The sequence below is a fragment of the Salinimicrobium gaetbulicola genome (assembly GCF_042676025.1).
Classification (GTDB): Bacteria; Bacteroidota; Bacteroidia; order Flavobacteriales; family Flavobacteriaceae; genus Salinimicrobium; species Salinimicrobium gaetbulicola.
Genome location: NZ_JBHTJP010000035.1, coordinates 1030207 through 1056766 on the forward strand (window position 1 = coordinate 1030207; position 26560 = coordinate 1056766).

The 26560-nt window shown below is 36.6% G+C and carries 26 protein-coding genes and 1 pseudogene; 20 read left to right on the plus strand and 7 right to left on the minus strand.

The window, feature by feature from the left end:
• Positions 1-34: 34 nt before the first annotated feature.
• The 6 genes and pseudogenes from ACFQ1G_RS14075 to ACFQ1G_RS14100 form a co-directional block, all read right to left on the minus strand.
• Positions 35-429: pseudogene (locus tag ACFQ1G_RS14075) on the minus strand (endonuclease domain-containing protein).
• A 130-nt stretch (positions 430-559) separates the two neighbouring features.
• Positions 560-1369: a formyl transferase gene (locus tag ACFQ1G_RS14080; protein WP_380740602.1), complete on the minus strand. Its 810-nt coding sequence runs from the start codon at positions 1367-1369 to the stop codon at positions 560-562.
• Entirely contained in the window at positions 1341-2324 is a 984-nt protein-coding gene (locus ACFQ1G_RS14085) for a polysaccharide deacetylase family protein (RefSeq protein ID WP_380740604.1), read from the minus strand. The genes ACFQ1G_RS14080 and ACFQ1G_RS14085 overlap by 29 nt, the downstream gene beginning before the upstream one ends.
• A 64-nt stretch (positions 2325-2388) precedes the next feature.
• Positions 2389-3546, minus strand: a complete 1158-nt coding sequence (gene neuC, locus ACFQ1G_RS14090; protein WP_380740606.1) for a UDP-N-acetylglucosamine 2-epimerase — start codon at positions 3544-3546, stop codon at positions 2389-2391.
• 92 nt (positions 3547-3638) lie between these two features.
• Complete coding sequence (locus tag ACFQ1G_RS14095) at positions 3639-4784, minus strand: glycosyltransferase family 4 protein (RefSeq protein ID WP_380740608.1); 1146 nt, start codon at positions 4782-4784, stop codon at positions 3639-3641.
• Between the two features lie 39 nt (positions 4785-4823).
• Positions 4824-6251: a UDP-glycosyltransferase gene (locus ACFQ1G_RS14100; RefSeq protein ID WP_380740610.1), complete on the minus strand. Its 1428-nt coding sequence runs from the start codon at positions 6249-6251 to the stop codon at positions 4824-4826.
• A gap of 106 nt (positions 6252-6357) precedes the next feature.
• Between ACFQ1G_RS14100 and ACFQ1G_RS14105 the strand changes: the two genes are divergently transcribed.
• Positions 6358-7206, plus strand: coding sequence for a polysaccharide pyruvyl transferase family protein (locus ACFQ1G_RS14105; protein WP_380740612.1), 849 nt, complete (start codon positions 6358-6360; stop codon positions 7204-7206).
• Positions 7207-7464: 258 nt separating this feature from the next.
• The gene (locus ACFQ1G_RS14110) at positions 7465-8301 is read left to right on the plus strand and encodes a class I SAM-dependent methyltransferase (protein WP_380740614.1); all 837 of its coding nucleotides are present in this window, start codon (positions 7465-7467) and stop codon (positions 8299-8301) included.
• A 15-nt stretch (positions 8302-8316) separates the two neighbouring features.
• Here the strand turns inward: ACFQ1G_RS14110 and ACFQ1G_RS14115 are convergent, their stop codons facing one another.
• Entirely contained in the window at positions 8317-9123 is an 807-nt protein-coding gene (locus ACFQ1G_RS14115; protein ID WP_380740616.1) for a sulfotransferase, read from the minus strand.
• 78 nt (positions 9124-9201) lie between these two features.
• Between ACFQ1G_RS14115 and ACFQ1G_RS14120 the strand changes: the two genes are divergently transcribed.
• The 18 genes from ACFQ1G_RS14120 (at position 9202) to wecB (ending at position 26537) form a co-directional block, all read left to right on the plus strand.
• A complete protein-coding gene (locus ACFQ1G_RS14120; RefSeq protein WP_380740618.1) occupies positions 9202-10116 on the plus strand; it encodes a glycosyltransferase in 915 nt (304 codons plus the stop codon).
• A 13-nt stretch (positions 10117-10129) separates the two neighbouring features.
• The gene (locus ACFQ1G_RS14125) at positions 10130-10966 is read left to right on the plus strand and encodes a polysaccharide pyruvyl transferase family protein (RefSeq protein WP_380740620.1); all 837 of its coding nucleotides are present in this window, start codon (positions 10130-10132) and stop codon (positions 10964-10966) included.
• A 68-nt stretch (positions 10967-11034) separates the two neighbouring features.
• The gene (locus ACFQ1G_RS14130) at positions 11035-12093 is read left to right on the plus strand and encodes a glycosyltransferase (RefSeq protein ID WP_380740622.1); all 1059 of its coding nucleotides are present in this window, start codon (positions 11035-11037) and stop codon (positions 12091-12093) included.
• Between the two features lie 39 nt (positions 12094-12132).
• Entirely contained in the window at positions 12133-12999 is an 867-nt protein-coding gene (locus ACFQ1G_RS14135) for an ABC transporter permease (RefSeq protein ID WP_380740624.1), read from the plus strand.
• Positions 13000-13013: 14 nt separating this feature from the next.
• Positions 13014-13883, plus strand: a complete 870-nt coding sequence (locus ACFQ1G_RS14140; protein WP_380740625.1) for a sulfotransferase domain-containing protein — start codon at positions 13014-13016, stop codon at positions 13881-13883.
• Between the two features lie 82 nt (positions 13884-13965).
• A complete protein-coding gene (locus tag ACFQ1G_RS14145; protein WP_380740627.1) occupies positions 13966-14739 on the plus strand; it encodes a hypothetical protein in 774 nt (257 codons plus the stop codon).
• 51 nt (positions 14740-14790) lie between these two features.
• Positions 14791-16062 carry an ABC transporter ATP-binding protein gene (locus ACFQ1G_RS14150; RefSeq protein ID WP_380740629.1) on the plus strand — a complete coding sequence of 424 codons (1272 nt, stop codon included), beginning with the start codon at positions 14791-14793 and terminating at the stop codon, positions 16060-16062.
• Entirely contained in the window at positions 16046-16948 is a 903-nt protein-coding gene (locus ACFQ1G_RS14155; RefSeq protein WP_380740631.1) for an FkbM family methyltransferase, read from the plus strand. The genes ACFQ1G_RS14150 and ACFQ1G_RS14155 overlap by 17 nt, the downstream gene beginning before the upstream one ends.
• Entirely contained in the window at positions 16945-18186 is a 1242-nt protein-coding gene (locus ACFQ1G_RS14160) for a glycosyltransferase (protein WP_380740633.1), read from the plus strand. The genes ACFQ1G_RS14155 and ACFQ1G_RS14160 overlap by 4 nt, the downstream gene beginning before the upstream one ends.
• Positions 18187-18228: 42 nt before the next feature.
• On the plus strand, positions 18229-18990 hold the full coding sequence (locus tag ACFQ1G_RS14165; RefSeq protein WP_380740634.1) for a sulfotransferase family 2 domain-containing protein: 762 nt from the start codon (positions 18229-18231) through the stop codon (positions 18988-18990).
• A 79-nt stretch (positions 18991-19069) separates the two neighbouring features.
• A complete protein-coding gene (locus tag ACFQ1G_RS14170; RefSeq protein ID WP_380740636.1) occupies positions 19070-20041 on the plus strand; it encodes a glycosyltransferase family 2 protein in 972 nt (323 codons plus the stop codon).
• Positions 20041-20748 carry a glycosyltransferase family A protein gene (locus ACFQ1G_RS14175; RefSeq protein ID WP_380740638.1) on the plus strand — a complete coding sequence of 236 codons (708 nt, stop codon included), beginning with the start codon at positions 20041-20043 and terminating at the stop codon, positions 20746-20748. Before ACFQ1G_RS14170 ends, ACFQ1G_RS14175 begins: the two co-directional genes overlap by 1 nt.
• The gene (locus ACFQ1G_RS14180) at positions 20749-21636 is read left to right on the plus strand and encodes a glycosyltransferase (RefSeq protein ID WP_380740639.1); all 888 of its coding nucleotides are present in this window, start codon (positions 20749-20751) and stop codon (positions 21634-21636) included. It abuts the gene before it with no gap.
• Positions 21637-21813: 177 nt separating this feature from the next.
• A complete protein-coding gene (locus ACFQ1G_RS14185; RefSeq protein ID WP_380740641.1) occupies positions 21814-22677 on the plus strand; it encodes a hypothetical protein in 864 nt (287 codons plus the stop codon).
• Positions 22678-23517 carry a glycosyltransferase family 2 protein gene (locus tag ACFQ1G_RS14190; RefSeq protein ID WP_380740643.1) on the plus strand — a complete coding sequence of 280 codons (840 nt, stop codon included), beginning with the start codon at positions 22678-22680 and terminating at the stop codon, positions 23515-23517.
• The gene (locus ACFQ1G_RS14195) at positions 23507-24457 is read left to right on the plus strand and encodes a glycosyltransferase family 2 protein (protein WP_380740645.1); all 951 of its coding nucleotides are present in this window, start codon (positions 23507-23509) and stop codon (positions 24455-24457) included. Before ACFQ1G_RS14190 ends, ACFQ1G_RS14195 begins: the two co-directional genes overlap by 11 nt.
• Positions 24448-25425 (plus strand): glycosyltransferase family 2 protein, encoded by a 978-nt coding sequence (locus ACFQ1G_RS14200; RefSeq protein WP_380740647.1) that lies wholly within the window; start codon positions 24448-24450, stop codon positions 25423-25425. Before ACFQ1G_RS14195 ends, ACFQ1G_RS14200 begins: the two co-directional genes overlap by 10 nt.
• Entirely contained in the window at positions 25422-26537 is a 1116-nt protein-coding gene (wecB, locus tag ACFQ1G_RS14205; RefSeq protein ID WP_380740649.1) for a non-hydrolyzing UDP-N-acetylglucosamine 2-epimerase, read from the plus strand. The genes ACFQ1G_RS14200 and wecB overlap by 4 nt, the downstream gene beginning before the upstream one ends.
• Positions 26538-26560 lie beyond the last annotated feature (23 nt).

The window sequence follows — 26560 nt, forward strand, 5'->3', positions numbered from 1 at the left end:
AAGTTTTCGTGCGAGACTTATATTGTGACCTTATTTACTCTTTTGAGCGTTTAGAAAGGTATTTTATATTTTTATTGATTTCTTCTAATACCTGCTTAATATTATTCAGGATGTTTTGATTGGTGAAACGGATAACAGTGATGTTAAAGTCATGGAAAAGTTTAGTCCTGTCAGCATCATATGCCATTCGTTCTCGGTTTAAGTGATATGACCCATCTATCTCTATTACCAATCTGATCTCATGGGAGTAAAATCGGCAATGAATTGATTGATTGGATGCTGTCTTCGGAATTTTACTTTCATTTTTCTGTTTGATAAATAGCTCCAAAGGATTTTTTCTGTTTTTGTTTCTCTACCACGTAGATCCCTGGCCTGTTTATGGATGATCCAGGAGGCTCCGTAGAACATATTTTGTGATTCTTCCATCATTTAAATCTTATAAATCTATTTAAATTATCAGGAGCACACCTAAGGTGTTGAATTATATGAATTTAAGGATGGTTAAGCTTTGATTATAAATAAGGAATCCCGTTTAAGAACGTGGGATCAGGAAAAAAACTCAAAAGTCCTCTATAGGGGATTTAGGGGTTATAGGTTTTTTTAGATCTCTTTTTTCCTTGTTCTTTAAATAGCGGGAGATCATTCCCTGTTCGAAATTCTTATAGATCTCGCGAATAACATAAGGAGTAACGTCTTTATTCCGGCACAGTCTGCCTGAGTCCTTTTGTTTCTTAGGAGTGATCTTTCCGGTTGCATATTCCTGAAGTATTTTGGGAAGAACCTTTCCGGCTTTTTTGATCACTTTATTTCCAATGTCGTGCATCGTGTCAGCAGGAGCCATATCCGGACGTAATTGATATAAAATGGCACCTTTATCTACATTCTCGGTAGCCAGGTGAATAGTAGCTCCTATGCATTCCGGTTCGTCGAACAGGTAAGGGTATAAATTGGTGGCTGAGCCTCTGTAATATGGTGAAAGTCCCAGATGAAGGTTGATTATACGATCTTTAAAATGGCTTAGTAAGGGCTCTTTGATAATAGAAGTTCCGAATAGAACGATAAGGTCAGGCGCTGTATCAGTTATAATTTTAAAGATCTCTTCGTTATTTATACTTCCGTTTTGTACCTGAATTGAAGGAATCTTTTTAGTGAAGTCCAGGTATTCCCCAAAATACTTTTCCTCGCTTTCCGCGCGTGCCTTAAAATGATCGGCAAGAAATTGAGCGTCTTTCTTTCCGTAAGAAGATGTGTCCTGAATGTTTGGTGACTTATTTTCGGTAATTATCAGCGCTAGATCCAGACTTTCTGCGAGAGAAGCCGCGATATAATTATGCCGAAGGCTATCGCTTGTGAGTAAGACTACTTTCATTGCTATGCCATTTGCGCAGGAGCGGATTAGTAAAAATATTTTTTCCGTTGAAAAGGTCATTTTTCCCTAATGGAAGATCGTTACAATCAAAACGGGAGAGCAGGAGGGAATCTTCCTGTAAACTTTTATTAGCGGCTCTTTCCATGGTAAAACCAAGTTTGAAACCTGCATTTTCTATTTCTTCGGAAATACCCCGGCATGCTTCATAGGAACCATACGGATAACTGATGGTTTCTGAAATCTTTCCGAAATTTTCCATGAAAAATGATTGAGTCATTTTCAATTCTTTCCGAAGATCTTCAGAAGCAAGTTGCCCCAAAGGCACATGGGTGTGAGAGTGGGAGCCAAGAGATCCTTCACCATGCAGCTTCCCAAGCGTTTTCTTATCAAAATATAATTCCGAAGCGACTTTTTGTGCTTCAAAGAGAGCGTCAAAGAGCGGAGAAATAAAGTTTTCCTGTTCTTGCAGAGTCAATTTGAAGTTGAGCACATATTTTAGAATGGCGGTTCGTTCATCGTCATAGTTGTAATGATCGATAGCCTGCTTTTTTTCTTTATCTGAAAGGGGAGAAGTGTCTTTTTTTTCAAGGGCTTGCAGAATTTCTTCCGAGGCTAGTTGAGATCGCACCATATGGATCTTATGTACCAGGGAAACATTAGCCTCCTTAAAATTGGAAGTGTTAATGAAAAAGACCGCCGGAATGCCCATTTCATCCAATATGGGTTTGGCAAGCTCATATTGCTCCTTTAGTCCGTCATCAAAAGTGATAAGGATATAATTTTTATCAAATGATCTTCCGCGAAATTTCAGTAATTCCTCCTGAGAGATAAACTGTCCGTGTTTTGCCAGTTCTTCCAACTGCCTGCGGAATTTTTCAGGAGTAAGCCCGAATATACTGGGATACTTGGCTGAAAAGTCCTCGCGGATATAATGATAGTTGGAAACGATGAGCATATTTCAGTTGTCAGTTATCAGTTGTGGGTTGTCAGTTTTACTGTATTACAATCCCTACGGCGTTTTAATACGTGATCGTCTTACTAAACGTAAGATCGGTAGTAGCAAGGATCTCTGCGATCTTCTCTCCTGAATTTCCATCTCCATAGATCCCGGAGGAAGGAAAATGTCCGTTTTTAATTACTTTTTTAACAGCTTCCAGGATTTCCTTACGATCGTAGTTCACGTCAACCACATTTTCAGCCCGGCACCTTCGATGTTGCCTGTTCCCAATGTTGATCACAGGTACTCCCAGGTAAGAACACTCCCGTATTCCGGCGCTGGAATTTCCTATAAGAGCCTTGGAATTCTTCAGCAATTTCAAAAAGTCGATAGGATCCATGTTCTTGAAAAAATGGATGTTTTCAGGTTTTTCCAATTCCCTGAAAGTCCTTATTCCATTTGAAGTTCCGTCTGAACCTGCATCAACATTCGGCCAGAACCAGAAAGTGGGGTAATCTAATTCTTTAATAGCCCTGAGCGTTTCGGTGATATGCTTTTTTGACTCCTTATATTCGGTAGTGACCGGGTGCTGCATGACCACTATGTAACCGGTCTTCCAGTCTAATTTCTCACCCACCCCGCCGTATTTTTCGATAGGATCAAAATCCAGGTCAGGACTATTGGAAATATCTTTTGCAAGATCAATGGAAGGACAGCCGGTATTTAAAACTTTCGAAGGATCTTCTCCCAGTTTGATCACCCGCTCCCTTGCGTCATCAGAACTAACTAAATGCAGGTCAGCCAATTTGGTGTTGGAGTGGCGTACTTTTTCGTCGATACTGCCCGTGACCTCTCCGCCCTGAACATGGACGAGGGGAATATTTTGATACGCCGCAGCGATCGAGGTCGCGATGGTCTCGAACCTGTCGGCTATGGTAAGTACGGCATCCGGTTTCAGGTTATAGAAAACGTTGGTAAGCTCCATTAGACCGAGCCCGGTAGTTTTGGCCATGGTAGTAGGATTTTCTCCTTCCAGTACCATAAATACCTTTGCCGCGATAGGGAAACCATCTTTTTCAATGAAATCTACCGCGTTTCCATACCTGTCCAATAGTGCCGAACCTGCTATCACCAGCTGTAATTCAAGATCGGGATGGTTTTGTATAGCGGTCAAAGCCGTCTTGATCCTGCTGTAGGAAGGACGTGCGGTGACGACAACGCAGATTTTTCTTTTTTTCATGCAGATTGTTATTCCGGACTAAAGTACAAAAAAGTTGAGATGCTTTTGAATTGCTAAGCGATCGATTAAAGTGATTTATCAGGCGTGCCTTCTTAGAAATGGCTGTTAGTGATCTTTTGGTAAAACTCAATATTCCTTGCCGTTACTACCTCGGTAGCGAATCGGTCTTTTACCCTTTTACGGGCAGACTTACCCATTTTTTCCGATAGTTCCTGATCTTTTAGGAGCAGGAGTATTTTTTCTGCATAGGTGATATGATCTTCAGGGTCAACCGTAAACCCGGTTTCTCCATCCACCATAACTTCTTTGGCCCAGCCGATGTCTGAAGTGACCAGCGCCTTTTCCATCGCCATGGCCTCGATCCAGGTCATTGGCAATGCTTCAGCAAAGGAGGGGAGAACAACCACCTGAGCCTTTGCTATTTCTTCCTGAATTTGTTCATATGGCAGGTTTCCTAGCCAATCGATCCTTTTTGAGGCTTCGGAAGAAAAAATCTCTTCCATCAGCTCCTTCGTTGATCTTCCGGTTTTGGAGTCTGTAACATCCTTTCCTGCCAGCAGGAGCTTTGCTTCCGGATTTTGTTTCACTACCCAGTTGAAAATTTCGGCCAGTTCCAGGACGCCCTTTTTCCTGATGATACTGCCGAAGTACAAAATGGTGTTTGGGATTACCCGCTCATTGTTAGGGATGAAATTCCCGACGTCCACTGAATTCGGGATTATCTTGATCTCTCTTTTTAATCTGAATAATTTGGTGGTCTTTTCAGCTGTGAATTCGCTGACAGACAATAGATGCTCAGCCCCTTGCAGGGCCATTTTTTCGAACCAGTAATTTTTCTTCTTCTGAGGCCTTTTTTCAAGGTTACAGAAATAAGTGTCGCTGCCGTTCATTCTGATCACTAATGGACATCCAAGGCTCATAAAAGCCGTAATACCCGTCCAGTCAGGGGCCTCGACAGCGTCAATTTGTTCGACCGCGATATATTTGTTGAGGTAATTCTGTAAAAATTTGCGGTGCAGGTACCAACCTAACCATTTAGATCTTTGTTGTTTTATCAGGTGAAATTTTATTCCCCCTTCAGTAAATATGTCATTCTCATTTTGACCGTATATAAAAACCGAAACCTTCACGTCCTTTTTCACAAGGGCCTCAGCCATATTTTTGATGCTGGTGCCTATCCCGGCAGCCGGAGTGGTGCGGGAATGGGGGTATTCAGATGTGAGGAAGGCTAGGTGCATAAATCAGTTGTAAGTTATCAGTTGTAGGTATGGCAATTGTCATTGCGAGTCCGACAGGGGAGGACGTGGTAATCTGTTATTTGTTAATCCATCAATACTTTCCCAGATCCTTTCAGACGCTTTTTCTGCCGGCTGTAGATTAATCTTTTCAAACCAGTGTTTCGCCTCGCTCACTATTTGCGAGGTATCATTCAAGGCTAATTTTAGTTTTGCCTCAATTTCTTCTTTAGAATTTAACCAGATCACGGAATTATGGGAAGGCATCGACCTGAAATGTATAAAATTATAGACCTTCCGCGGATTCCAGTCGTTATCCTGCTTGTTATCTACCTCGTAGTTGAGATATAAACACGGCTTATCAAAAATAGCGAAATCAAAGACCATGGAAGATGCCAGATTTACAACAGCTTTTGAGTGAAGAATGGTGTTCACCTGTAACTCCAGGTCGGCTTTTGTGGGTAAAATAGCATTCCAGTTATCTCCTGCTTTCTTCCATTTTGGGGCGATAGGTGTGATAATTTCAGAATATTTCTCCAGTACCTTGTCATAGCGACCTGAAAGGTCCACCGGGCTACGCCTGAAAATTATTCCAAGCTTGTGTCCTTCCTGGTTTAAATTCTCTACTGCTTCTGCCATATCCTGTAAATACCGGTGGTCATCAGGGCAGGTTGTAACATCATCCCCGCTGAAACAGAGGTAGTCCTTGCGAAGGTCCAGGTTATTTTCTTTGAAGAACACCTCTCTGGATTTTCTAAGGCTTTCATCAAAATGTGGTTCGAATTGCGGGCTTCCGGTAATGTGTATATTTTCCGCAGGAATAAAAGGATAGTATTTTTGCAATTCATTTTTCATGTACTCGCTCCACACAAAATAATGATCTGTTTCCACCACCATGGTCGCCTTAGGTAAATTATCCCAGGAGAAAATGAAGGTCCCGGTAGGAATCCCCAAATCTTCTGCCGCGGTCAGGGGACCAATGGCAGTTACCGGCCGCTGGTTGGTGCAAAAAACATAATCCGGCCTTTCCTTTTCCAGTATCTCTTTACAGTGTTTATACAAGGGGCCTTTTTTTTCCGAGGCCTTTAATTTATTTCTTAATTTATGAAGACCTTTCTCTCCTTTATATTTTTCCTTATAAAAACTGACGATCCCGTTTTTTACTGTTTTCTTCAGTCCAATGTTTGAAGAAGGGAATTTATAGGTCTGGTAAACGGGTTCCCTAAACTTGTCGGTAAAATGATCAAGTTCCGCATTTATCTTAGCTCGCTTTAGCAGATCGGTTTTGGCACGTGGGTTGCCGGTTAGTCTTATTTCTTTAAATCCCAGTTCAGAAAGGTCAAAAGATGTCTGGTTCCAGAACACCACTTCCCAACCTTTTTGTTTTCCAATTTCCACAAATGAAGTGAATGCGAAATTTCGTAGGCCAACGCCATCGGGCAGTAGTATAAAGATCTTCTTTTTTTTCATGAATGTCTGGTTGGGACCAAAGATAATGGAAAATCAGATTCCGGTTCCCGTTCTCATTTTTCTGTTGTATTTTGCTCGTCTAAGAGTAAAAGATTTGATTCATACTATGTCCCACGCAGAAAACCAAGAACTCATTATTGACAAGCGAAAACCCATTCCTTTATTTTGGTGGAGTGAGATCAAATTCATTTTTAGAGAAAAGGAAAATTACGGGGATCTGCTGGGAAAATACCTGGTAGAAAAAATAGCCGGGCGCCCGATCAAATTTGTACATCCTAAAAAACAGCCATGGTATAAATGGAATAGAACCAATTATTTGACTGCAGGAAGTATTCTTCATCACGCAACTAAAGACAGCATTGTTTGGGGTAGTGGTATAATAGACAGGGAACATAGTATCGCGCCAGCCCACTTCAGAGCTGTACGCGGACCCCGAACCAGGCAATTTTTAATGGATTCTGGATATAATTGTCCGGAGGTATATGGGGATCCTGCCTTGCTAATGCCGGAATATTTCAATCCAAAAGTAATGAAGAAATACAAAGTTGGGATCATTCCTCATTATCATGATCATAAACAAGTATTTGATACCTATAAAGATGATCTGGATATTAAAGTGATCGACCTTTTAACCCTGGATGTTGAGGATGTGACCAAACAGATCCTGGAATGTGAAAGCACGATTTCTTCTTCCCTGCATGGCATTATCGTTTCCCATGCTTACGGTATTCCCAGTGTATGGGTGGAGTTTTCTAATAAGTTGTTCGGAGACGGTGTGAAATTCGCAGATTACCTGGAGTCCGTGGACGTGCCGCTTTATGATCCTGAATATTTGAATCGAAGATATTCTACGGAAGATTTTCTTAAATTGATCGGAGATTTTCAGGCTACTATTAAGCCTGAAAAGCTCAAGGGCCTGCAAGAGAGTTTGTTAAGAAGCTGTCCTTTTTTGTAGCAGTTTGATTAAGGAATGATTTTCTTTTTATGTTATAGATAAAAGTGAGGATTTTCCCGATGAAAGACATAGGATTATGTAAAAATCCCCCTGAAACTATCTATATTTGACCGGTATCCGTGTCGCCCGATATGGGAGTGACAGCGGCGAAGCCGTACCCTATGGTCAATGAACAATGAACAATGATCAATAAACAATGAGCAATGAACAGCCAACCCTCCTCCGCTAAAGCTATGGAGGGCAAGAAGCTAACAGCCAATGACCGACAACCAGGAAAAGAATAAAAATCATTACGAGAAACTTTATGCCAATTATGACATAAAGAACATTCTGTACTGGATCAATCACCTGGATGAATTCCTGGATTCGGCCACCACCACGGAAACCAGCTGGTTCGCCTTGTACCAAGATAATTTTCGTGAAAAGCTTAATGGTAAGAAGGTACTGGAGATGGGTTGCGGCAATTGCATTAACGCAGCAGTAATGGCGGCCCTGGGAGCTGAGGTTTTTGCGAATGATATTGCTTCTTCCAGCGGGGAGATTGTTACAAGACTCAATGAAAATTTTGATTTTAAATTCCCTATTGTCTTTGTGGAAGGAGATTTTCTAAGGAATGATCTTCCTGCGGCCAGTTTTGATTATGTCATTGGAAAAGCTTTTTTACATCATCTTACCCTGCCGGTTGAAAGACAATTTTTAAAAGAAACGGTAAGGCTGCTGAAGCCGGATGGGGAAGCACGGTTCTTTGAGCCGGCTGTGAATTCTCAACTCTTAAATGAATTGAGATGGTATGTCCCGGTGGGAAAGCGTCCTTCTAAATGGAATAAGAAAGCCTTTCAAAAATGGAAAGAGAATGACCCACATCCTGAGAGAAGTTTTAGTTCCCGTCATTGGGAAAAAGTGGGCAGAGAGTATTTTACTGAAGTGCATATTCTTCCGGTAGGAACTGTTGAGCGCTTCAGTAAAATAATGAAATGGGGTAAGAAAAGAGAAGCTTTTAGAAAAAGAGCTCTAAAGGTGGAGGCTTATTTCCCGGTCTCTCTAAACCGGGCCCTTGCAAGAAGTCAACTTTTAGTTTATCGTAAACCCATATAGTAATTTAAGGTTATATTATTCTTGCTCGTATGGTTCAATAAGAAGGGATTCTAAATAGCGGACCTCTTCTTTATTAAATACATCAGTAAATTGCTGATTTGTGTTCTTTCGGATATTCCAGCTTAAAATGGTTTTTTGAAAGGAACGCGGATAATCCAGATCTAAGAAATGACATAATTCTCGAAAAAAGTTGAGAGGATCGTGAATGAGAGCTTCATATGTGACTCTTTTAAATTTAAATTTTTTTAGTTGATCTTTTTCTTTTTTGATCCAGTTGTAATATTCAGCATATTCCCTGATTAACTCTTTTTTCTGTTTCGAGGAAAATTCCTCCAGATTATTCTTGTATCGCCATTTATATTTAAAATAAGAGGCAATGATAGATTTAGGATCGCGGTCGATCCATATCACATAGGGAGAACCGAATATGTCATTAAGAAAATCAGACCTGGAAGGACCGGTAATTTTTGTTATAAGTCGTTCACCTTTTTGTAATGCACTTACCTGATTTAATGAATGGATAAGGTTCATTTTTTCTTCTGGTTTGAAGGAAGAAAGGTTAAGACGAAAATCGGTGATATGGTGTGAGAAGTAATTAAATGGTTCTGCCGGGCGAGGAAAGTTTTGCTTTCCCCTGGTTGTTTTTTCAATCCATGGGATGGATTGAAAATTATTCAGAATTGAAAGAACAGGAAGCGCTGGAAATCGATTCGTATAGGTAGAAATCCAGAAAAGTTGAGGGTGCAGAGCTAAAATGTCGTTAAGGAGTGTAGTGCCACTTTTTCCTGGACCGTGTATAATAACTGAATCTTTTAATTCCATAATTTACTGTTTGGATATAAAAGTAGTTACTAAATACGTTTTTTAGCTTTTATTTTTAAAATGACTCAAAGGAAATATATGGTCAGCGTTTTTATGCTTACCTATAATCAAGAGGAGTTCATTTCTCAGGCTATCGATGGAGTACTGAGTCAGAAAACCTCTTTTAAGTATCAGTTGGTGATCGGGGAAGATTGCAGTACTGACGGCACACGGGAGATCTGTCAAAAATACGCGGAGGCTCATCCTGAAAAGATAAAACTGATACTGAATGATGAAAATATTGGGCTGGGAGCTAATTATGTGAAAACCTATGCGGCATGTAGAGGTAAGTATGTCGCCATCTGTGACGGGGATGATTACTGGACAGACCCATTAAAGCTTCAGAAGCAGGTGGATTTTCTGGAGTCTAATTCAGATTATGATGTGATTTTCACCAATAATGAAAATCTCTACCCTGCTGGAAAAAAGCATGTTCGTAATATAAGTAAGATTCCCGGTACCAGTTCGTTTCGGGAGCTGGTGTTCGGGAATTATATAGCTTCAGTTACAGTTCTGTTTAGGAAAAGGAAACTTAGTGCGTTTTTAGAGGATCTGATAAAAGATCTGCCCTACGGAGACTGGCCCACGTACCTTTGGGTTACCAAAGAAGGTGGCAAAATTCACTTTCTAAATGATGTTACCTCAGTTTACCGTAAGGATTCCGGGACTTCAGCGGTTTTAAGGCGTTCAAAAAGTCGGATAGGGGAAGTGAATTTAACAATACTTCAATATTTAAAACGATTACCTGAATTTGTAGATTTTTTGCCTGAAATTGAACAGGCGATTTTAAAATTAAAGACCGGATTGATGGCTAGTTATTTTAGGGAAGATAAAATATCAAAGTCAATTAAATTGTGGTTTGATCTTAAAAAAAAGACTGGTTTTCTTGGGCCTACAAGAACATACATTTATTTAATTAAACTAAAATTAAAGAAGAAGGTTCAAAAGATTTAAGAACTATCGTATAATGAGAAAATTCCTGAAGAGGAAATATAATAGCCTTAAAAAAGAAAAGGGCCTTCCTGTTTATTGGTCATCCCACAAGCATATAAAAGGGGAAAATTGGGATAACTTTGGTGATGCCCTGGTTCCTTTTCTTGTTGAAAAAATATCGGGCAAGAAAGTTAGCTGGCACCCTTTAAGGTCTTCGAAAACTAATAAGGTATATATTGTAATTGGTAGTATACTTGAGTTAGTGGGTACAGACAATATTGTATGGGGAGCTGGAATAATTAAATCTAATGCACAAATTGCGAATGCCAATATACTTGCTGTACGAGGACCAATTTCATATAGTAGGGTTCTTGCTAGCGGAATTAAAATGAAAAAAATTTGGGGAGATCCGGCCTTGTTACTTCCGTATTATTTTTCGGCTTCTAAAAAAGCTCAGTCAAATAAAACACTTGTGATTCCTCATTATGTTGACTTTGAAGAGGCTAAAAATTTATTAAGCGCGAACGAAAATTTAGAGTTGGTTGACCTGAAAAAAGGAAATCTGGAAGAAATTATTTCAGAAATAGCAGGTGCACGTTTGATTTTGTCCTCATCATTACATGGCCTTATTGTAGCACATGCCTATGGAGTGCCTGCGATTTGGGTGAAATTTACTGATGATTTGGATGGGGACGACATCAAATTTAATGATTACTTTCTGTCTGTTGGAATAAGGCTTTACAAACCTTTTAAATTTCATGAGCGTTTGTTGGAAGAGGTATTGGAGAAAGACATTCTATTACCTGACTTAAAGCTCTTGAATAAGGTGCAATTGAAGTTAATTGAATCCTGTCCGTTTTTAAATAAATAATTCTGAAAATACTTGTTGTAACACCTTTTTTTGGAAATTCAGGTTCGGAGGCTGCACTGCGAAACCTAATGAATTCTTCGTCAAGTAAAATCAATTTTACACTAACGGTTATTAATGGCGGATTAGAAAATTTTGACGATTTGAATCCCTCTGTTAAAATTTTAAAACCGAATAGAAACTCTGTTTTTAAAAAGATCAAAACTCGAGCTTTAAAAAGGAATGACGTATCAAGGTTTGATTATATCAGTAAATTCCTAAAAGAATATCCCCAAGATTTAATTTTACTGAATACCTTACTTTCATTAAAACATATTGATCCAGCTCTTATGAGTGGTTTTAAAACCATATTATATGTTCATGAGACTGAAGATATGTTGGTTAATTTGAATAAGGATAATTTAAAATTTTTAATAGAAAAGGTCGATCTGATTTTATGCTCATCTTCAGCAGTAAAGGAATATCTTGAAATTCTAGGAAGAAAAAAGCAATTGGAAGTGCTATATCCGGTTATAAACTTTCAAAGATTCAATCTGCCTCTTAGCGCAAAGAATAAACGTGAAGAATTAGGATATAAGGATACCGATTTTATCTGGATGATGAGCGGGGCACTATTGGTCAATAAAAACCCCAAAGCCTTTATAAATTCTGCAAAGTCAGTGGTCAGGGAATTTCCTGATGCAAAATTTTTATGGGTAGGGGCTACTGATTCACATGCCTACGAAATTTTCCTACGAAATTTCATCAGTAAAAATGGTTTAGAGTCAACTATTAAAATAATACCAAGGCTTTTGGCTGAATACTATCAATACCTTAATGTTGCTGATGGATTTTTATTAACATCGTTTAGCGAATCTTTTTCCATGGCTGCTTTAGAGGCAACCGCTTTTAACAAACCAGTAATTTCTTTTCCCTGTGGAGGTGTTTTAGAATCAGTCCCTGCAAACAGAAGGGAAGTTACTTCTAATTTTTCGGTGGACGAACTCGTTAATCTCATGAAAAAGGAAATGAACTCAGAAAAAAAAGATTTCGATGTTGAGGATATTCAACACCTTCTTAAAAAAGATAAGCAGTTTTCAGCCTTAAACTTTAAAAAAATTGTAGAGAAGGTGTGTCAGCAAAAAATATAAGAATTGAGACAGGTAAATACTTAGAATGATTGATTTATAATGCAAGAAACAGATAAAAGAGACAACTGGTTGTATATTATTTCGCCAAATAGAAAACTTGTGGATTTGAATTTCGCAGAGATATGGCGTTACCGCGATTTACTAATGTTGTTTGTGAAAAGAAATATTGTGACGGTCTACAAACAAACTATCCTTGGCCCACTTTGGTATTTTATACAACCTTTGTTTACAGCTATAACCTTTACTCTAGTCTTTAATAATATTGCCAACATACCTACGGGCGAGGTGCCTCCTTTTCTATTTAACCTTACCGGGATAACCGCCTGGAACTATTTTAGTCAGTGCTTTACAGGTACCTCCAATACATTCAGGTCTAATGCCGGTATCTTTGGTAAAGTATATTTCCCAAGGGTAATTATGCCTCTTTCCACAGTGATCACGAACCTTTTCAAATTTGGAATTCAACTTACAATTCTCATAATAGTTTACTTTTATTTAGTATCAAATGGTACAAATATTAGCCCTAATTCAAATCTTCTCCTTTTTCCGGTCTATGTACTCATGATGGCGTTATTGGGACTTGGGCTCGGAATGACTATTTCGGCTTTTACAACTAAATACCGCGATTTGACGGTACTGGTGGGATTTGCAACCTCTTTATTAGTTTATTTTTCTGCTGTACCGTATCCCCTTAGTGAAGTTTCCGAAAAAATGCCAGATTGGGCCTGGCTGGTAAAATACAATCCCCTTACTCAAATTATTGAAGGTTTTCGGTATATGATACTTAACACTGGGATTTTTACCTGGACCGGCTTTTTCTATACTTTAGGGGTGTCCATAATGCTGTTTCTTTTTGGACTGGTGGTTTTCAACCGGACCGAAAAGAATTTTATAGATACTGTGTAAATCATGGGAGAATTTTGAAACAACCAAACTTCTTAATCATTGGTTCTCCAAAAAGTGGAACCACTTCTCTTTATCAATATCTATCACAGCACCCGGAAATCGAATTTTCTGATAGAAAAGAGCCAAAATTTTTTTGTTGGAAAGATAGGGACCTAGATTTTTGTGGAAATGAAAAGGTATTAGAGCAAATCAAACAATCAACTATCCAGGATTTAAATTCTTATCTGATGTTATTTCAGAAAAAGGAAGCAAGATTTATTGGTGAAGCATCTGCAGATTATTTCCATACCGAAATTGCTCCACAGAATATACGTGAATTTAATCCCAGGATGAAGTTAATATTGATATTAAGGAATCCAATCGAGAGGGCTTATTCCGATTGGAGGCATAATGTGAAAATGGGCTATGAGCCTGTAAAAAGCTTTCGGAAAGCTATTGCCTGTATAGGGGAGAGAAGATTAAGAAATGGAGTGCCTTATTTTGAATATTTAGAAAAAGGGAATTACAGTAAACATCTTAAGAGGTATTATGAATTCTTTGATCCTGAAAATATACTGGTAGTAACTTTTGATGAATTGGAGAAAGATGCGAACGTAGTTTGTAATCAGATCATCCACTTTTTAGGAATACAAGAATCATTTCATTTTAATGTAGAGAAGGTCCACATGAAAAATTCGTATACCCCGAAATATTATGTTTTTCATCGGTGGGCCAAAAAATTAGGAACATTAAGTTCTTCATTAGAATTATTAATTAAGGATATGAATGCTTTGCCAAAAAAAATCTCCAGAAAGGAAAAGGTTATTTTATTAGATTACTATAAAAAGGAAATTTTGGAATTGGAAAAACTGATTAATAGAGATCTTCAGCATTGGATTCATTAAATGGTTCGACAATTATAAATGTTTTTAAACAAATTAAATTTGCAATCTGCTCATTAATGAGTAGTATATTAAAAGCAGATAGATGTTGAGGAAATACATTAATTTATTTTTTAAAAAAATCTTGGGTGACCGTTTTGAAGAAGTTAGAGCCTATTATTGGGATTTACGATATAGTAATAATTCTTCTCAAAATCTTATAATATATTCTCAAGGCCGCTCAGGTTCCACTTTACTAAACAATCTTCTAAAATCTACAGGGTATTTTGATTCTTACAATGAGATACTTGATCATGACAAAAAACAGGTAGCCTTTCCCTATCGCTATATAAATGGCTATTCAAAGATTGCCAAAAACAACTTTCTATTTAATTTAAAGATTCAGAATTTAAATTCTGCTCTTCGAAAAGGTGACACTCCAAATAAATTTTTATCGAAATTGTCACAAAAGGGGTGGAAAATAATTTGGTTGGAAAGAAGTAGTAAATTAGATCAAACCCTCTCAAATTTTCTTGCAGAGGACTCTTCACAATATCACTACACCTCGGGAAAGAAAAGGAAATTGAGAATTAAAATAGATTGTAATTCATTTAATAAAAGAATTAAAAGATATGAGAATTTAAGGGGCCAAGAAATAAGATCGCTTCATAATATACCTTATATCTATATCAATTACGAAAAAGATCTATTGCTTGCAGATCGACATCAGGCAACGGTGAATAAAATTTTACAACATTTGAGTTTGCCTTCAAAAGAAGTTTATAGTGTTTACAAAAAAATAAACACCTTTGAACAAGAAGATATTATAATAAATTATCCAGAATTTGAAGAGAAAGTATTGAACTCTCTAAAAGTTTAGAGAAAGTGAATTTTTAATAAAAGATTAAAAACCGGAAAAGAAAAGGCGTGGATGAGCACTATTTTAAAAGCTGAAAACATCAGTAAACAATACCGCCTGGGCACCGTAGGAACAGGCACTCTTGGAGATGACCTTAAACGCTGGTGGTACGGGATGCGTGGGAAAGAAGATCCGTTTTTAAAAGTTGGCGCTGTTAACGAACGCAATTCAGCGGCCAATGAAGATTATGTGTGGGCCCTCAGAGATATCAATTTTGAAGTAAAGCAGGGCGAAGTGCTTGGGATCATTGGGAAAAATGGTGCCGGGAAATCAACACTGCTTAAATTGCTTTCGCGGGTAACTGCGCCTACGACCGGGACCATAAAGACCAGAGGCAGGATTGCTTCTTTACTGGAGGTAGGGACCGGTTTTCATGGAGAACTTACCGGCAGGGAAAATATCTTTATGAATGGTGCGGTACTTGGCATGACCAAACCGGAGATCAAAAGAAAGCTGGACGAGATCATCGCCTTCTCCGGTTGTGAACGCTATATAGATACTCCGGTGAAGCGTTATAGCAGCGGGATGACGGTAAGACTGGGTTTTGCGGTAGCTGCCCACCTGGAGCCTGAGATCCTGGTGGTAGATGAGGTGCTGGCCGTTGGAGATGCCGAATTTCAGAAAAAGGCCATAGGGAAGATGCAGGACCTTTCCACCGGGGAAGGGAGAACCGTACTTTTTGTTAGCCATAATATGGCTAGCATTAATATGTTGTGTAATAGGACCTTGTTATTGGAAGATGGAGGTATTAGATTTGATGGTATTACGGCTGAAGCAATTTCTTCTTATTTGAATTATTATAGTGGTGAAGAAATTAAAGACTTAGAAGATCGAATTGATAGATTAGGAGATAATAAAAAATTTAAATTTAATTCTGTTGAATTACATGATTCTGAAGGGGTTGTGTCGGATGTTTTTACTTCTGGTGATTATACTAGATTAAGAATAGGATTTAAATATGGAGGAATAGACATTAATAAATTGATTATTACCGTAGGAATTAAGCAAAATGATGAATTGATATGCTTTTGGGCTTTTGACGAATTAGGTTTTAGGTTAGAAAAAAATTCTTCAGAATTAAATTTAGAAATACCAAATCTGAATTTAAGAGGAGGTAAATATCATTTTTGGCTTTTCTCCTCCTACGGTAATACAAGAGAGGAAAATTATTGTGATGTAATCGATAAGGTTTTACCATTTGAAGTCATACCTGGAGATTTTTGGGGATCAGGAAAGATTAATAGAAATACTTCAAAGATGTTACTGGATGGGAATTTTCAATAGAAAATATCTTTGGTATAAAGCCAAATTTTATCTTGATAAAAAATCTTTTAGAGGCAAATATTTTTTGAGAAGGTTATTAATGTTACTAAAACCTAATATTGAAAAAGGATTAATTGTAAAAATAAATAGCGGGTTTAAATTAAAAATATTTCCTCTTTATGATAAGGGTATTGAAAGAAGATTATTTGAGAATGGCATTTATGAAAAAGGAACTTTAAAAATTTTCAATAGAATAATCGAGAGTGGATACATCATTATTGATGCAGGTGCTAATATTGGTCTTATGAGTATTCATTTCTCTCGATTGACAGGATCAAATGGTAAAGTATTTTCTTTTGAACCCCACCCTGTAACTTTTGATATACTTAAAGATAATATTAATATTAATCAAAGTACAAATATCTATCCTAATCAATTAGCACTTGGGTCAGCAAATAAAAAAGGTGAAATTTTTGAAAGGTTACATATAAATAGGGGTGCAGCCTCCCTTGTTAATTCTGACAATAAAAATGGATTTCCCATTTTTATTGAGAAGTTAGATTCGTATATAGAAAGAAAGAGCATAAAGAAATTGAACTTATTAAAAATTGATGTTGAGGGGTATGAATTAGAAGTTTTAAAAGGAGCCTTAAAATCTATAAAGAAGTTTAAGCCAATTATTTGTTTAGAATATAGTACAGATGTTTATTCTCAAAATTCACCAATTAAAATTTACTTTTTGCTTAAAGAATTAAATTATCTAGTATTTAAACAGGAAAATGGCAAAGAAAGTGAATCAGGTTTAATTGAAGTAAAGGTAAAGGAAGAATTACCCCAACACGATAATTTATTCTGTTTTCAAGCTTTTCATTTGAATGAATTTGCTAAAGATATATTTGTGTCATGAAGGTATTATATATTGTAGGCCAATTTCCTTCTTTATCTGAAACCTTTATTATTAACCAAATAAACGCAATAATCAAGAATGAATTTGGGGTCAATATTTATTCATACAAAAAAGCTGTTTTTTTTGGGCACGATTCTATAAAAGAAAATAAATTACTTGAAAAAACTTATTATCATCAAAAGTGTCCAGAAAGCAGAAAAAAAAGGCTAAAGGATTTTTTTTTCTGGTTAATTGAGAATATTACTAAAGTTAATTTCAGCCCATTACTTCAAATTCTTAGAAGAAAAGACCTTTATCGTAAATCGTCTTTTTTCATGCTTTTTTATGAAGCTCGATGGTTCTTAATTCACAATCGTTACCGGAAGTTTGATGTTATTCATGCCCATTTCGGACATAATGGAGAGCGCATTGCCAGATTATTTGATATAGGGCTTTTTAAAAACACTAAATTAATTGTCAGCTTTCACGGGTTTGATCTAATTCCGAAGGTTGCTGCTAATATTAATTTGCATTATCCCAATATTTTAAAAACATATTCTGCTCTTACGGTAAACACCAAATATTTGGAATCTTTATTAAATGGCTCTAATCTTGATCTAAAAAATATGCATGTACTTCCCGTTGGACTAGATACATCTTTTTTCAAAAAAGAAGAAACGAATAACAAAAATGGAAAATTTAGAATATTATTCTGTGGCCGTTTGATACCACTCAAGGCACCCGATTTAGCCATTGAAATTCTGGGAAAAGTGATAAAAGATGGTTATTCTAATTGTGAGCTATTAATAGTGGGGGATGGTAAAATGAAGAACCAAATTTCGAATCTGATACTGGATAAGGGGTTGAAGGGAAAAGTTATATGTATGGGACCTTTAGTTCAATCAGAAGTTAGAGCTGCAATGGATAGGTCCTCGGTACTTATAATGCCAGGTATACCTGATCCTGAGACAGGGCGTGAAGAAACTCAAGGGCTTGTTATTCAGGAAGCACAATCCATGAATTTACCAGTAATCGTTTCCGATGTGGGAGGTATGAAATATGGATTAATTGAAAATGAAACTGGATATGTCATACCAGCTGGAAATATTAAAAAATTTGCAGAGAAAGTAGAATATTTAATTGATCATCCTGAAGTCAGAGAATGTATGGGGGAGGCAGGAAGATTATATGTTGAAAATAATTTTGATTCCCGAATATTAGCTGATGACCTAATTAAATTATATAAATCTTCTATATAGGATCTTGAAAGTTTTAATTTGGATTTTCCCAATCAATAAATTTTGAATAAACACCTTCTTTTTCTTCACCTCCCCAAAAATGGGGGAACTACCCTAAATTCTATCCTGGATCGTTTATATAAAAAGCAGAAGGTTTTCAGTATTCGAGAAAAGAATCCTCACGAGCTCAATACGGCTGATTTTTTAAAATTGCCGAAATTGGAGAAGGAAAGGATCAGGCTTGTAAAGGGTCATTTAAAGTTCGGGTTTCACGAACATTTCACCGGGCCATCAGAATACTTTACCTTTCTCAGAAAACCTGAAGAACGCATCATATCCTTTTATCAATATGTACTGGATAATCCTAGCCACAGATTATTCGAAGAAGTGAGCAAAATGAGTCTTTATGAATTTGTTACTCAACTCAAGGATGCCGATACTAATAACGGGCAGGTTAGGTGGATAAGTGGTATGGTTGAAGAAGGTGAAGGAATGCTGGAAAAGGCACTTGAGAACATACAGAATCATTTTTCTTTTGTAGGCTTTACCGAAGAATTTGATGAATCACTAATCCTCCTTCAAGAAAAATATGGGTGGAGCCTACCGTATTATAAGGTTCAAAATCGCACCAGGAAACGGCAGTCCTTGGAGGCACTTGATGATAAGACCAAAATGGCCATAGCAGATCATAATCATTTGGACCAGCAACTTTACACCATCTTTAAAGAAAGATTTGACCAGCAAAAAAAAATGATCAGGAACCTCAATTTGAAAGTCCTGCGACTAAGATCCTACAATAAGCTATATTCGATTTACAAAGGCTGATATGGTCTTGTAAAAGTAGGATTGACCTGTAGTTCTAAGGTCATGATCAAACACAACACTTTTCTTTCACCTGTTTAATATGGTTTCAGTTATTATACCAACCTACAATCGTGCGGAGCTCATTGGGGCTACCCTTGATTCCATCCTGGCTCAAACCTTTAAAGACTGGGAGTGTATTATAGTAGATGATGGTTCTACAGACTATACAGAAGAGTTACTTGAATTTTATTGTGGCCGTGATTGCCGGGTGAAATATGTTAAGCGACCAGAAGGCACCAGGAAGGGAGCGAATACCTGCCGCAACTATGGTTTTGAGATTAGCAGCGGAGAGTACATTCAGTGGTTTGACAGTGATGACCTCATGCTGCCTTCTTTTTTAGAAGAAAAAGTGAATGTTCTGGATAATAATAATGTAGACTACGTTATTTCCAAAGCCTTCAATTTTAGGGATCCCGATACAACCGATGTTATTAATAAGAATGAGTATCATTACAAGTTTGAAAATTATAGATTAACACATTACAATTATCTCGTTCAGAATATTAATTGGTTAACTTATGATTTCATGTGTAGAAGATCACTTGTAGAGAGTTTAAGGTTCAATGATAACCTTAGATCCGCACAAGAGCGTAATTTTTTTACCAGATTAACCTGTTATTCTGAGAATGCATTTTTATTGGACAGGTATCTTACAAAGAGAAGAATTCACGATTTTTCCATACAGACGAGATTAAAGAAAAATGAGGCTCTGATGCTCGGGCATGAATTGGAATTTTTCTATCATACATGGCTTGATTTTAAGAAAATGGATCGCTGTAAAGAATCACAAAATATCCTTTTTGTAGAAGCAGTAAAAAGGTCATTTTTTACAGAACCTTCATTTAAGGTCTTAAAAAATCTTACAGCAGGCTTTTTGACTAATGGAGAAATCCAATCAGGTGCCTGGTATTTTCTTTATCAATTGTCAATGAAAATCTTTGGAAGAGGGATCTTTTTCAGAGATCGGTTCCGAGAAGTTTCCCCAATCCTGAACCAAAAGAAATGTGCCTAATGAAGATATGGAAGAAGTTTACAACATTCTTTAAAGATCCTGCTCAGAAAAAAAAAAGGGATATTTTGATTAATGTCTTAACCCGTACTTCCGGCAGACCAGTAGGCTTTGAGAAATGTTTTTCTTCGGTTGATGACCAAACCTATCCCAATATAAGGCATATTGTTTCCTATGACACTCCGGAAGATCTGTCCTATTTAAAAGGAAAGAAAATAGATTTAATAAGAGTAAAAAAGAAAACTTATAAGGGAAGGCTAACTAGGAAAGGTCATAAATTGAATTTTGAACCTTACAACCTATATTGTAACCGGCTGCTTAGGAAAGTAAATCATGGTTGGATTTTATTCCTTGATGATGATGATATGCTGGCAAATGAAACAGTTTTAAAAGATTTGACGAAGGTGATTGAGAATGTCGATAAAGATACCCTGCTGATCTTCCAGACAGAATATCCTGATAGCCGAAAGCTGCCAGATGATGATGCATTCAAGGTTGAAAAAATCCAGTATATGAATATTGACACTGCCTGTTTCGCGTTTCATTCTAAATACAAAAAGGCGGTAAAATGGGATGCTTGGAGGGGTGCGGATTTCCGATATATTAGAGATCTTGCCAAGGAGATACCAAATCAAGTATGGATAAAAGATTCCTTTACTAAAAAAAATAATTTTGGTGATCAGGGAAGGAGAAACGATTTAAAAATATAAATGGGAATTGAAAATTATTCGGTCTGCGCTATTATCCTAAATTATAATACTTCCTCTGATACTATTATTCTTTATAACCTCCTAAGGTCTTTTAAATACAATTATTTAGATATTTTAATTATAGATAATAATTCAGAGGAAAAGGATTTTTTGAAATTAAAGAAAGAAATTCCTGAAGGTTGTCTTAAACGCAATGATCAAAATTCAGGCTACGCGGGCGGGAACAATATCGGAATTAAGATCGCTCTTCAGAAAGACGTCGATTATGTTTGGCTTCTGAATCCCGATATCCGTGTTTCTAAGACTACCCTGCCTCTATTATTGGAAACCTTAACTAATGACAAAAAAATAGCTGCCGTTGGGCCTAGAATTTTGAAGAGAGAAGAGGATGACAAGATCTTTTCGGACGGGGGTATTGTTTTACAAGATCAACTCTGTACTACACTGCATAAAAACCAAAACTTATTTTCTTCTGAAGTAAAGGAAATTGTAGACTATGAAATTGATTATATAGACGGTAGTTGTATTTTAATTAATACAGACTCATTTAGGTCAGTTGGATTTTTGCCTGAAGAATATTTCATGTATTTTGAAGAAACTGACTGGTGTTTAAAAGCAAAAAATAAGGGCTACAAACTTGCAGTGAATTCAAGCTGTCGCGCCTATAACCTTTGCAGTGAAAAAGGAAAAAAATATCATTTTTTAATGATGAGGAATCGGCTGATCTTTGCCAGAAAGTATCATCATGATTGGAAATCTGTAGTTCAAGCTTATGGAATTAACCTTAGAAACGAAGTTATCAATAAGTTAAAGGGAAAATATTTTAGTCCTTTCTTCTTAAGCAGGCTAAAAGGTTATTTTTTCGGTGTTTTAAGAATTCTGTTTTAAATGAAAATTTTCCTTCCTTTTAAGAAAGACCTGAATCCATATTTAGAAGAAATCGAAAAACATTCTCATTGTGAATTTGTTTATTCCCATTTTGAAAATTATGATTCTTCTTTTAAGATCGTCAATATACATTGGCCAGAAGCTATTTTTGACTGGTATGAACCAACCATTGATCAGTTGGAAACCCTTGAAGCTGCAATAAAAGAATGGAAGGCAAGCTCTACCATCATTTATACTAAACATGATGATGAGAGACATAAAGGAATGACTCCGAATTTTGAAAGACTTTTTAAGTTAATCGAAAAGAATTCCGATATTTTTATTCACTTAGGTCAATTCAGCAAAAGGAAATATGAAAAAATATATCCTACCGCCAGACATAAAGTTGTATATCATCCGCTATATTCTCATTTTTTTAAAATTTATCCGAAAGTTTATGCTCGAGAGGTATTAGGAATAGATAATAATTCTTTTGTAATAATAGCCCCTGGGACTATAAGGAATTTTCAGGAAAGGGAAATGGTTTTAAAATCTTTTAAAAAATTTAGGAGAAGGGATAAGGTGCTGATAGCTACTAAAATGAGAAATGAAATTGAATTTGAATTTCCGGGAAGAACCAGGCTGAAAGGTTTTTTTGACGTACGAAATTTTATTGTAAATAGATTTGAAAGGAATCACACCCCTCCAAAATATCTCTTTAGTTATGGGAAAATAAGTTTTGAAAAATTTTCTATACTAATGTCGGCTGCAGACATAGTATTGATTCCTCGAATTAAAACTTTGAATTCCGGAAATGTTCCTCTCGGGTTTACTTTTGATAAAATTGTCGTGGCAGCGGAAACAGGAAATCTGACAGAACAATTAAAAGAAATTGGACTTCCAACATTTGATCCTTTTTCCATTAGCTCAATTGTAGGAGCAATTGGTGAAGGAGAAAAACTTTTTAAAGAGGGTTTTAAATTACCGAAAAAAGTAATTAAAAAATATGAGCCTAAGGAAGTCGCAAAAGCCATGGATGAAATTTTTAGTAAAGCTTTTTAAATGACACCTAAAATTTCCATTGTAATTACTTGCTATAATGAATTTAAGCATATTAAGAAGGCAGTAGACTCGGCCATTAGTCAAACATATGTAAATAAAGAAATAATCCTTGTAGATGATGGTTCGGACAGAAAAACAAAAGCTGTTTTAAAAACTTTAGAACCAAAAATCGATCTGCTTATTACCCAGAGTAATATGGGGCCTGGAGCTGCACGGAATAATGGTATTAAAGCTGCTAATGGAGAATACATCTTGAACTTGGATAGTGACGATTTTTTTGAACCTACTTTTTGCGAAAAAGCCGTTAAAATTCTTTTAACCAATTCTGAGCTTATTAATGTAACCTGTTATGCCAAATGGTTCAAGGATGATAATAATTTCCAAATTTATAAACCTGCTGGCGGTGGATTGGAAAATTTCCTTTTTAAAAGTGCTTCTATAGGCAACTCTCTGTTTCCGAAGTCAGCTTGGCAGAAAATAGGAGGTTATGATCAAAAAATGAGTGGTTTTGAGGATTGGGAATTTTTTATTCGCCTTCACATTTCTGGAAAAAAGACCTTTGTTATACCCGAGATTCTATTCAATTATCGTAACAGTGAGAATTCGAGAAATTTTAAGGCTAATCAAAAGAAATACATTCTTTCTGAATATATCTTTCTTAAACATTCAGAACTATATAAAAAGTTTTATCCAAATCTGATAAGGCAACTATTAAGTCAGATATCAAGACAAGAGGTAGGCAAGATTAAGGCAAAGGCAAGTCTGGAATACCGAATTGGTAAATTTCTGACTTGGCCAATTCGCAAAGCATCTTATATTTTAAAAATGTATGGAAACTGAAACCCTCATAGGGATTGTTGTTCCGACATATAATAGGGCACACCTAATTGGAGAGACTTTGAATAGTATTTCTAAACAGACTTATTCACATTGGGAATGTCTAATTATTGATGATGGTTCTTCTGATAATACTCGTGAAGTTGTAGAAAATTATTTAAATATAGATAAACGATTTTTTTATTTTCAAAGAACAAAAGATTATAATAAAGGTGCTGCCGGTGCCAGGAACTATGGTCTTGACTTGGCCATAAAAAGAGGAGTAGAATTTGTTCAGTTTTTTGATGATGACGACATCATGTATCCTCAAAAATTGGAATTGCAGTTAAAACCATTTCTTTATGATGAGAAAATGGTTTTTACCGTTTGTAAATTTGACAAGCTTGTTGAGATGAAAGAAGGAGAGTCAAGTTTTCATAGACCTTCATATGACCTTCACCACGAGCATGCGGGTGATGCTATTCTTTCCGGTGACCTGAAGATAAATACCCTAAGTTCCATGTGGAGATTGAGTATTCTAAAGGACTTTAGATTTAATGAAACGCTTTCCCATGCAGAAGAATGGGAATTATTTACCCGGATTGGATACCATTTCCCTTCTAATTATGGGATTGTGGACGAATATCTTTACAGTTACAGAAAGCATAAAAATACTCTCACGATGGGAGCAGATCCAGATTATTCTAAAAGAAAAACCTCGGGAGTGATCAGGACTATCCTATGTGATTATCTTACCAAGGAAAAAATTCATACGAAATTCAGTATTTTGTTTTTTGCAAAGTACTTCCTGGTGTATAGTTATAATCCTTCCAATATTAAAAGCTTTTTGAAATATATAAAGGAGCAAAACATGCCGTGGAAAATTGAGCTATATCTTAGATTGGGGCTGACAATGGCAAAAATTAATCGAAAAATCATATTTAAATTAAGTAGTTGGATCTAGAAACAGCAGATTTATCTAAAACTCCGAAGGTTTCAGTAATAGTGCCGACCTTTAATCGAAAAGATCTTTTAAAAGAAGCATTGGATTCAATTCGGGCTCAGACTTTAAAGGACTGGGAATGTATAATTGTAGATGACGGCAGTACAGATGGAACTATTCCCTTTTTACAGGATTGGGTTATAAAAGATCAAAGATTTAAATATTTTTCAAGACCTGATTATTACTTAAAAGGTGCTGCATCGTGTAGAAACTATGGTTTGATACAAAGCAAGGGAAGATACATTCAATGGTTGGATGATGATGATTTGATTTCAAAAAATAAACTGGAATTTCAAATTAGAAAATTAGAAGAATATTCTGAAGAAGATTGCTTTGCAACTTGTAGTTGGGATTTGTATTGGACTGGAAAACAGATTGAACTGAAATATCTAATTTCTGAAGAAGAATATTTAAACTCCAAATCGTTTTTTAAAAAATTGTTTGAAAAACAATCATTTATTCCCGCCTCGGCATACCTAATTCCTAGATCAATAACCTTCTCCGCAGGTATGTGGAATCAAAGTCTTAGCCTTAATGACGATGCAGAATATTTTACAAGGATATTACTTCATTCTAAAAAACTTGTAATGACAGGTGGTTGCTATGTTTTATATCGTGAGCATTCGAATGAAAGAATAAGCACTAGGACCGATAAGAAGAGTCTGGATTCATTTTTATTAAGTTTACATTTAATATATTCTCACTTGTTAAGCCACCATATTAAAGTACCTTATTACTTTAAATGGAAACTCAAAAAAGTATTTCTGCAGTATTCGCATAATTCGATGGATGTTTTGCAGATGCATTATTATTTTTTTCGCGAAAATGGTATTGATCTCAGGTTCCCTCGATTATTGAATTTAAGAATCCTTTTTTTTAAAAAAATCTATCCGTTGTATAAGAAATTAATTCAAAGAAAAGTTTGGTGAAAATCCTAGTGTCCTTTGGAACGCGCCCTGAAGCCATAAAGATGGCCCCTGTTATTTATGAAATGAAGAAGCAGGGGGTTCATCATGTTATTTGCAACACGGGTCAACACCTGGAGATGCTGGAACAAGTTCTGGAATTCTTTGAGATCGAATCTGATCACAATCTGAATTTAATGACCCACGATCAGTCTCTGAATTCATTAAGCGCCAATATCCTGACAAGACTGGATGAAATACTAAATGAGGAAAAGCCAGACTGGGTCTTGGTGCACGGGGATACCACCACCAGCGTGATGACCGCCTGGGCCGCCTTTCACAAAGGGATTCCCGTTGCTCATGTAGAGGCAGGTTTGCGTACCTATAAAAAGAACTCTCCATTTCCCGAGGAATTAAACCGACAGATAACCGCAAAATTAGCTGATCTTCATTTTGCGCCTACTGAGCAGGCAAAAGAAAACCTGAGGAACGAAAATATCGAAAATGAAAAAATTGTTGTTACCGGGAATACAGTAGTGGATGCATTGGATCTTGGGAAACTCAAACTTGAGACCCAGGAAGATCCCATTTGTTTTGCCGGATTAGAAAAGGACATTACAAAATTAAAATATATACTGGTTACGGGCCACAGGAGGGAAAACCTGGGTGCAGGTTTTGACGAGATCTGTGAGGCATTGCTGGAACTGAAACGTTCGGAAAATATAGATTTAATTTATCCGGTACACTTGAATCCGAATGTAAAGGCCCAAGTACATGATAAGCTGGGAAATATTCCCGGGATACACTTAATTGATCCAGTTAATTACCCCGAAATGTTATGGTTGATGATGAATTGCGAATTCATTATATCAGATTCAGGCGGTATACAGGAAGAAGCACCTGGGTTAGGTAAAAAAGTTCTGGTAACCAGGAATTTTTCAGAAAGAATGGAAGGGGTAAATGCAGGTTTTTCCATATTAACAGGTACCGATAAAAAGAGGATACTGGCCGAAGCAAAAGAATTATTGAAAAACCCGTTTGATCCCGTAGGTTTAAAAAGTCCGTATGGTGATGGTAAGGCCTCTGAGAGAATAATTAACACCCTTTTGAATCCGCATCTACCTTTTAATAATTAAAATCTGCTGATAATTGTCATCCT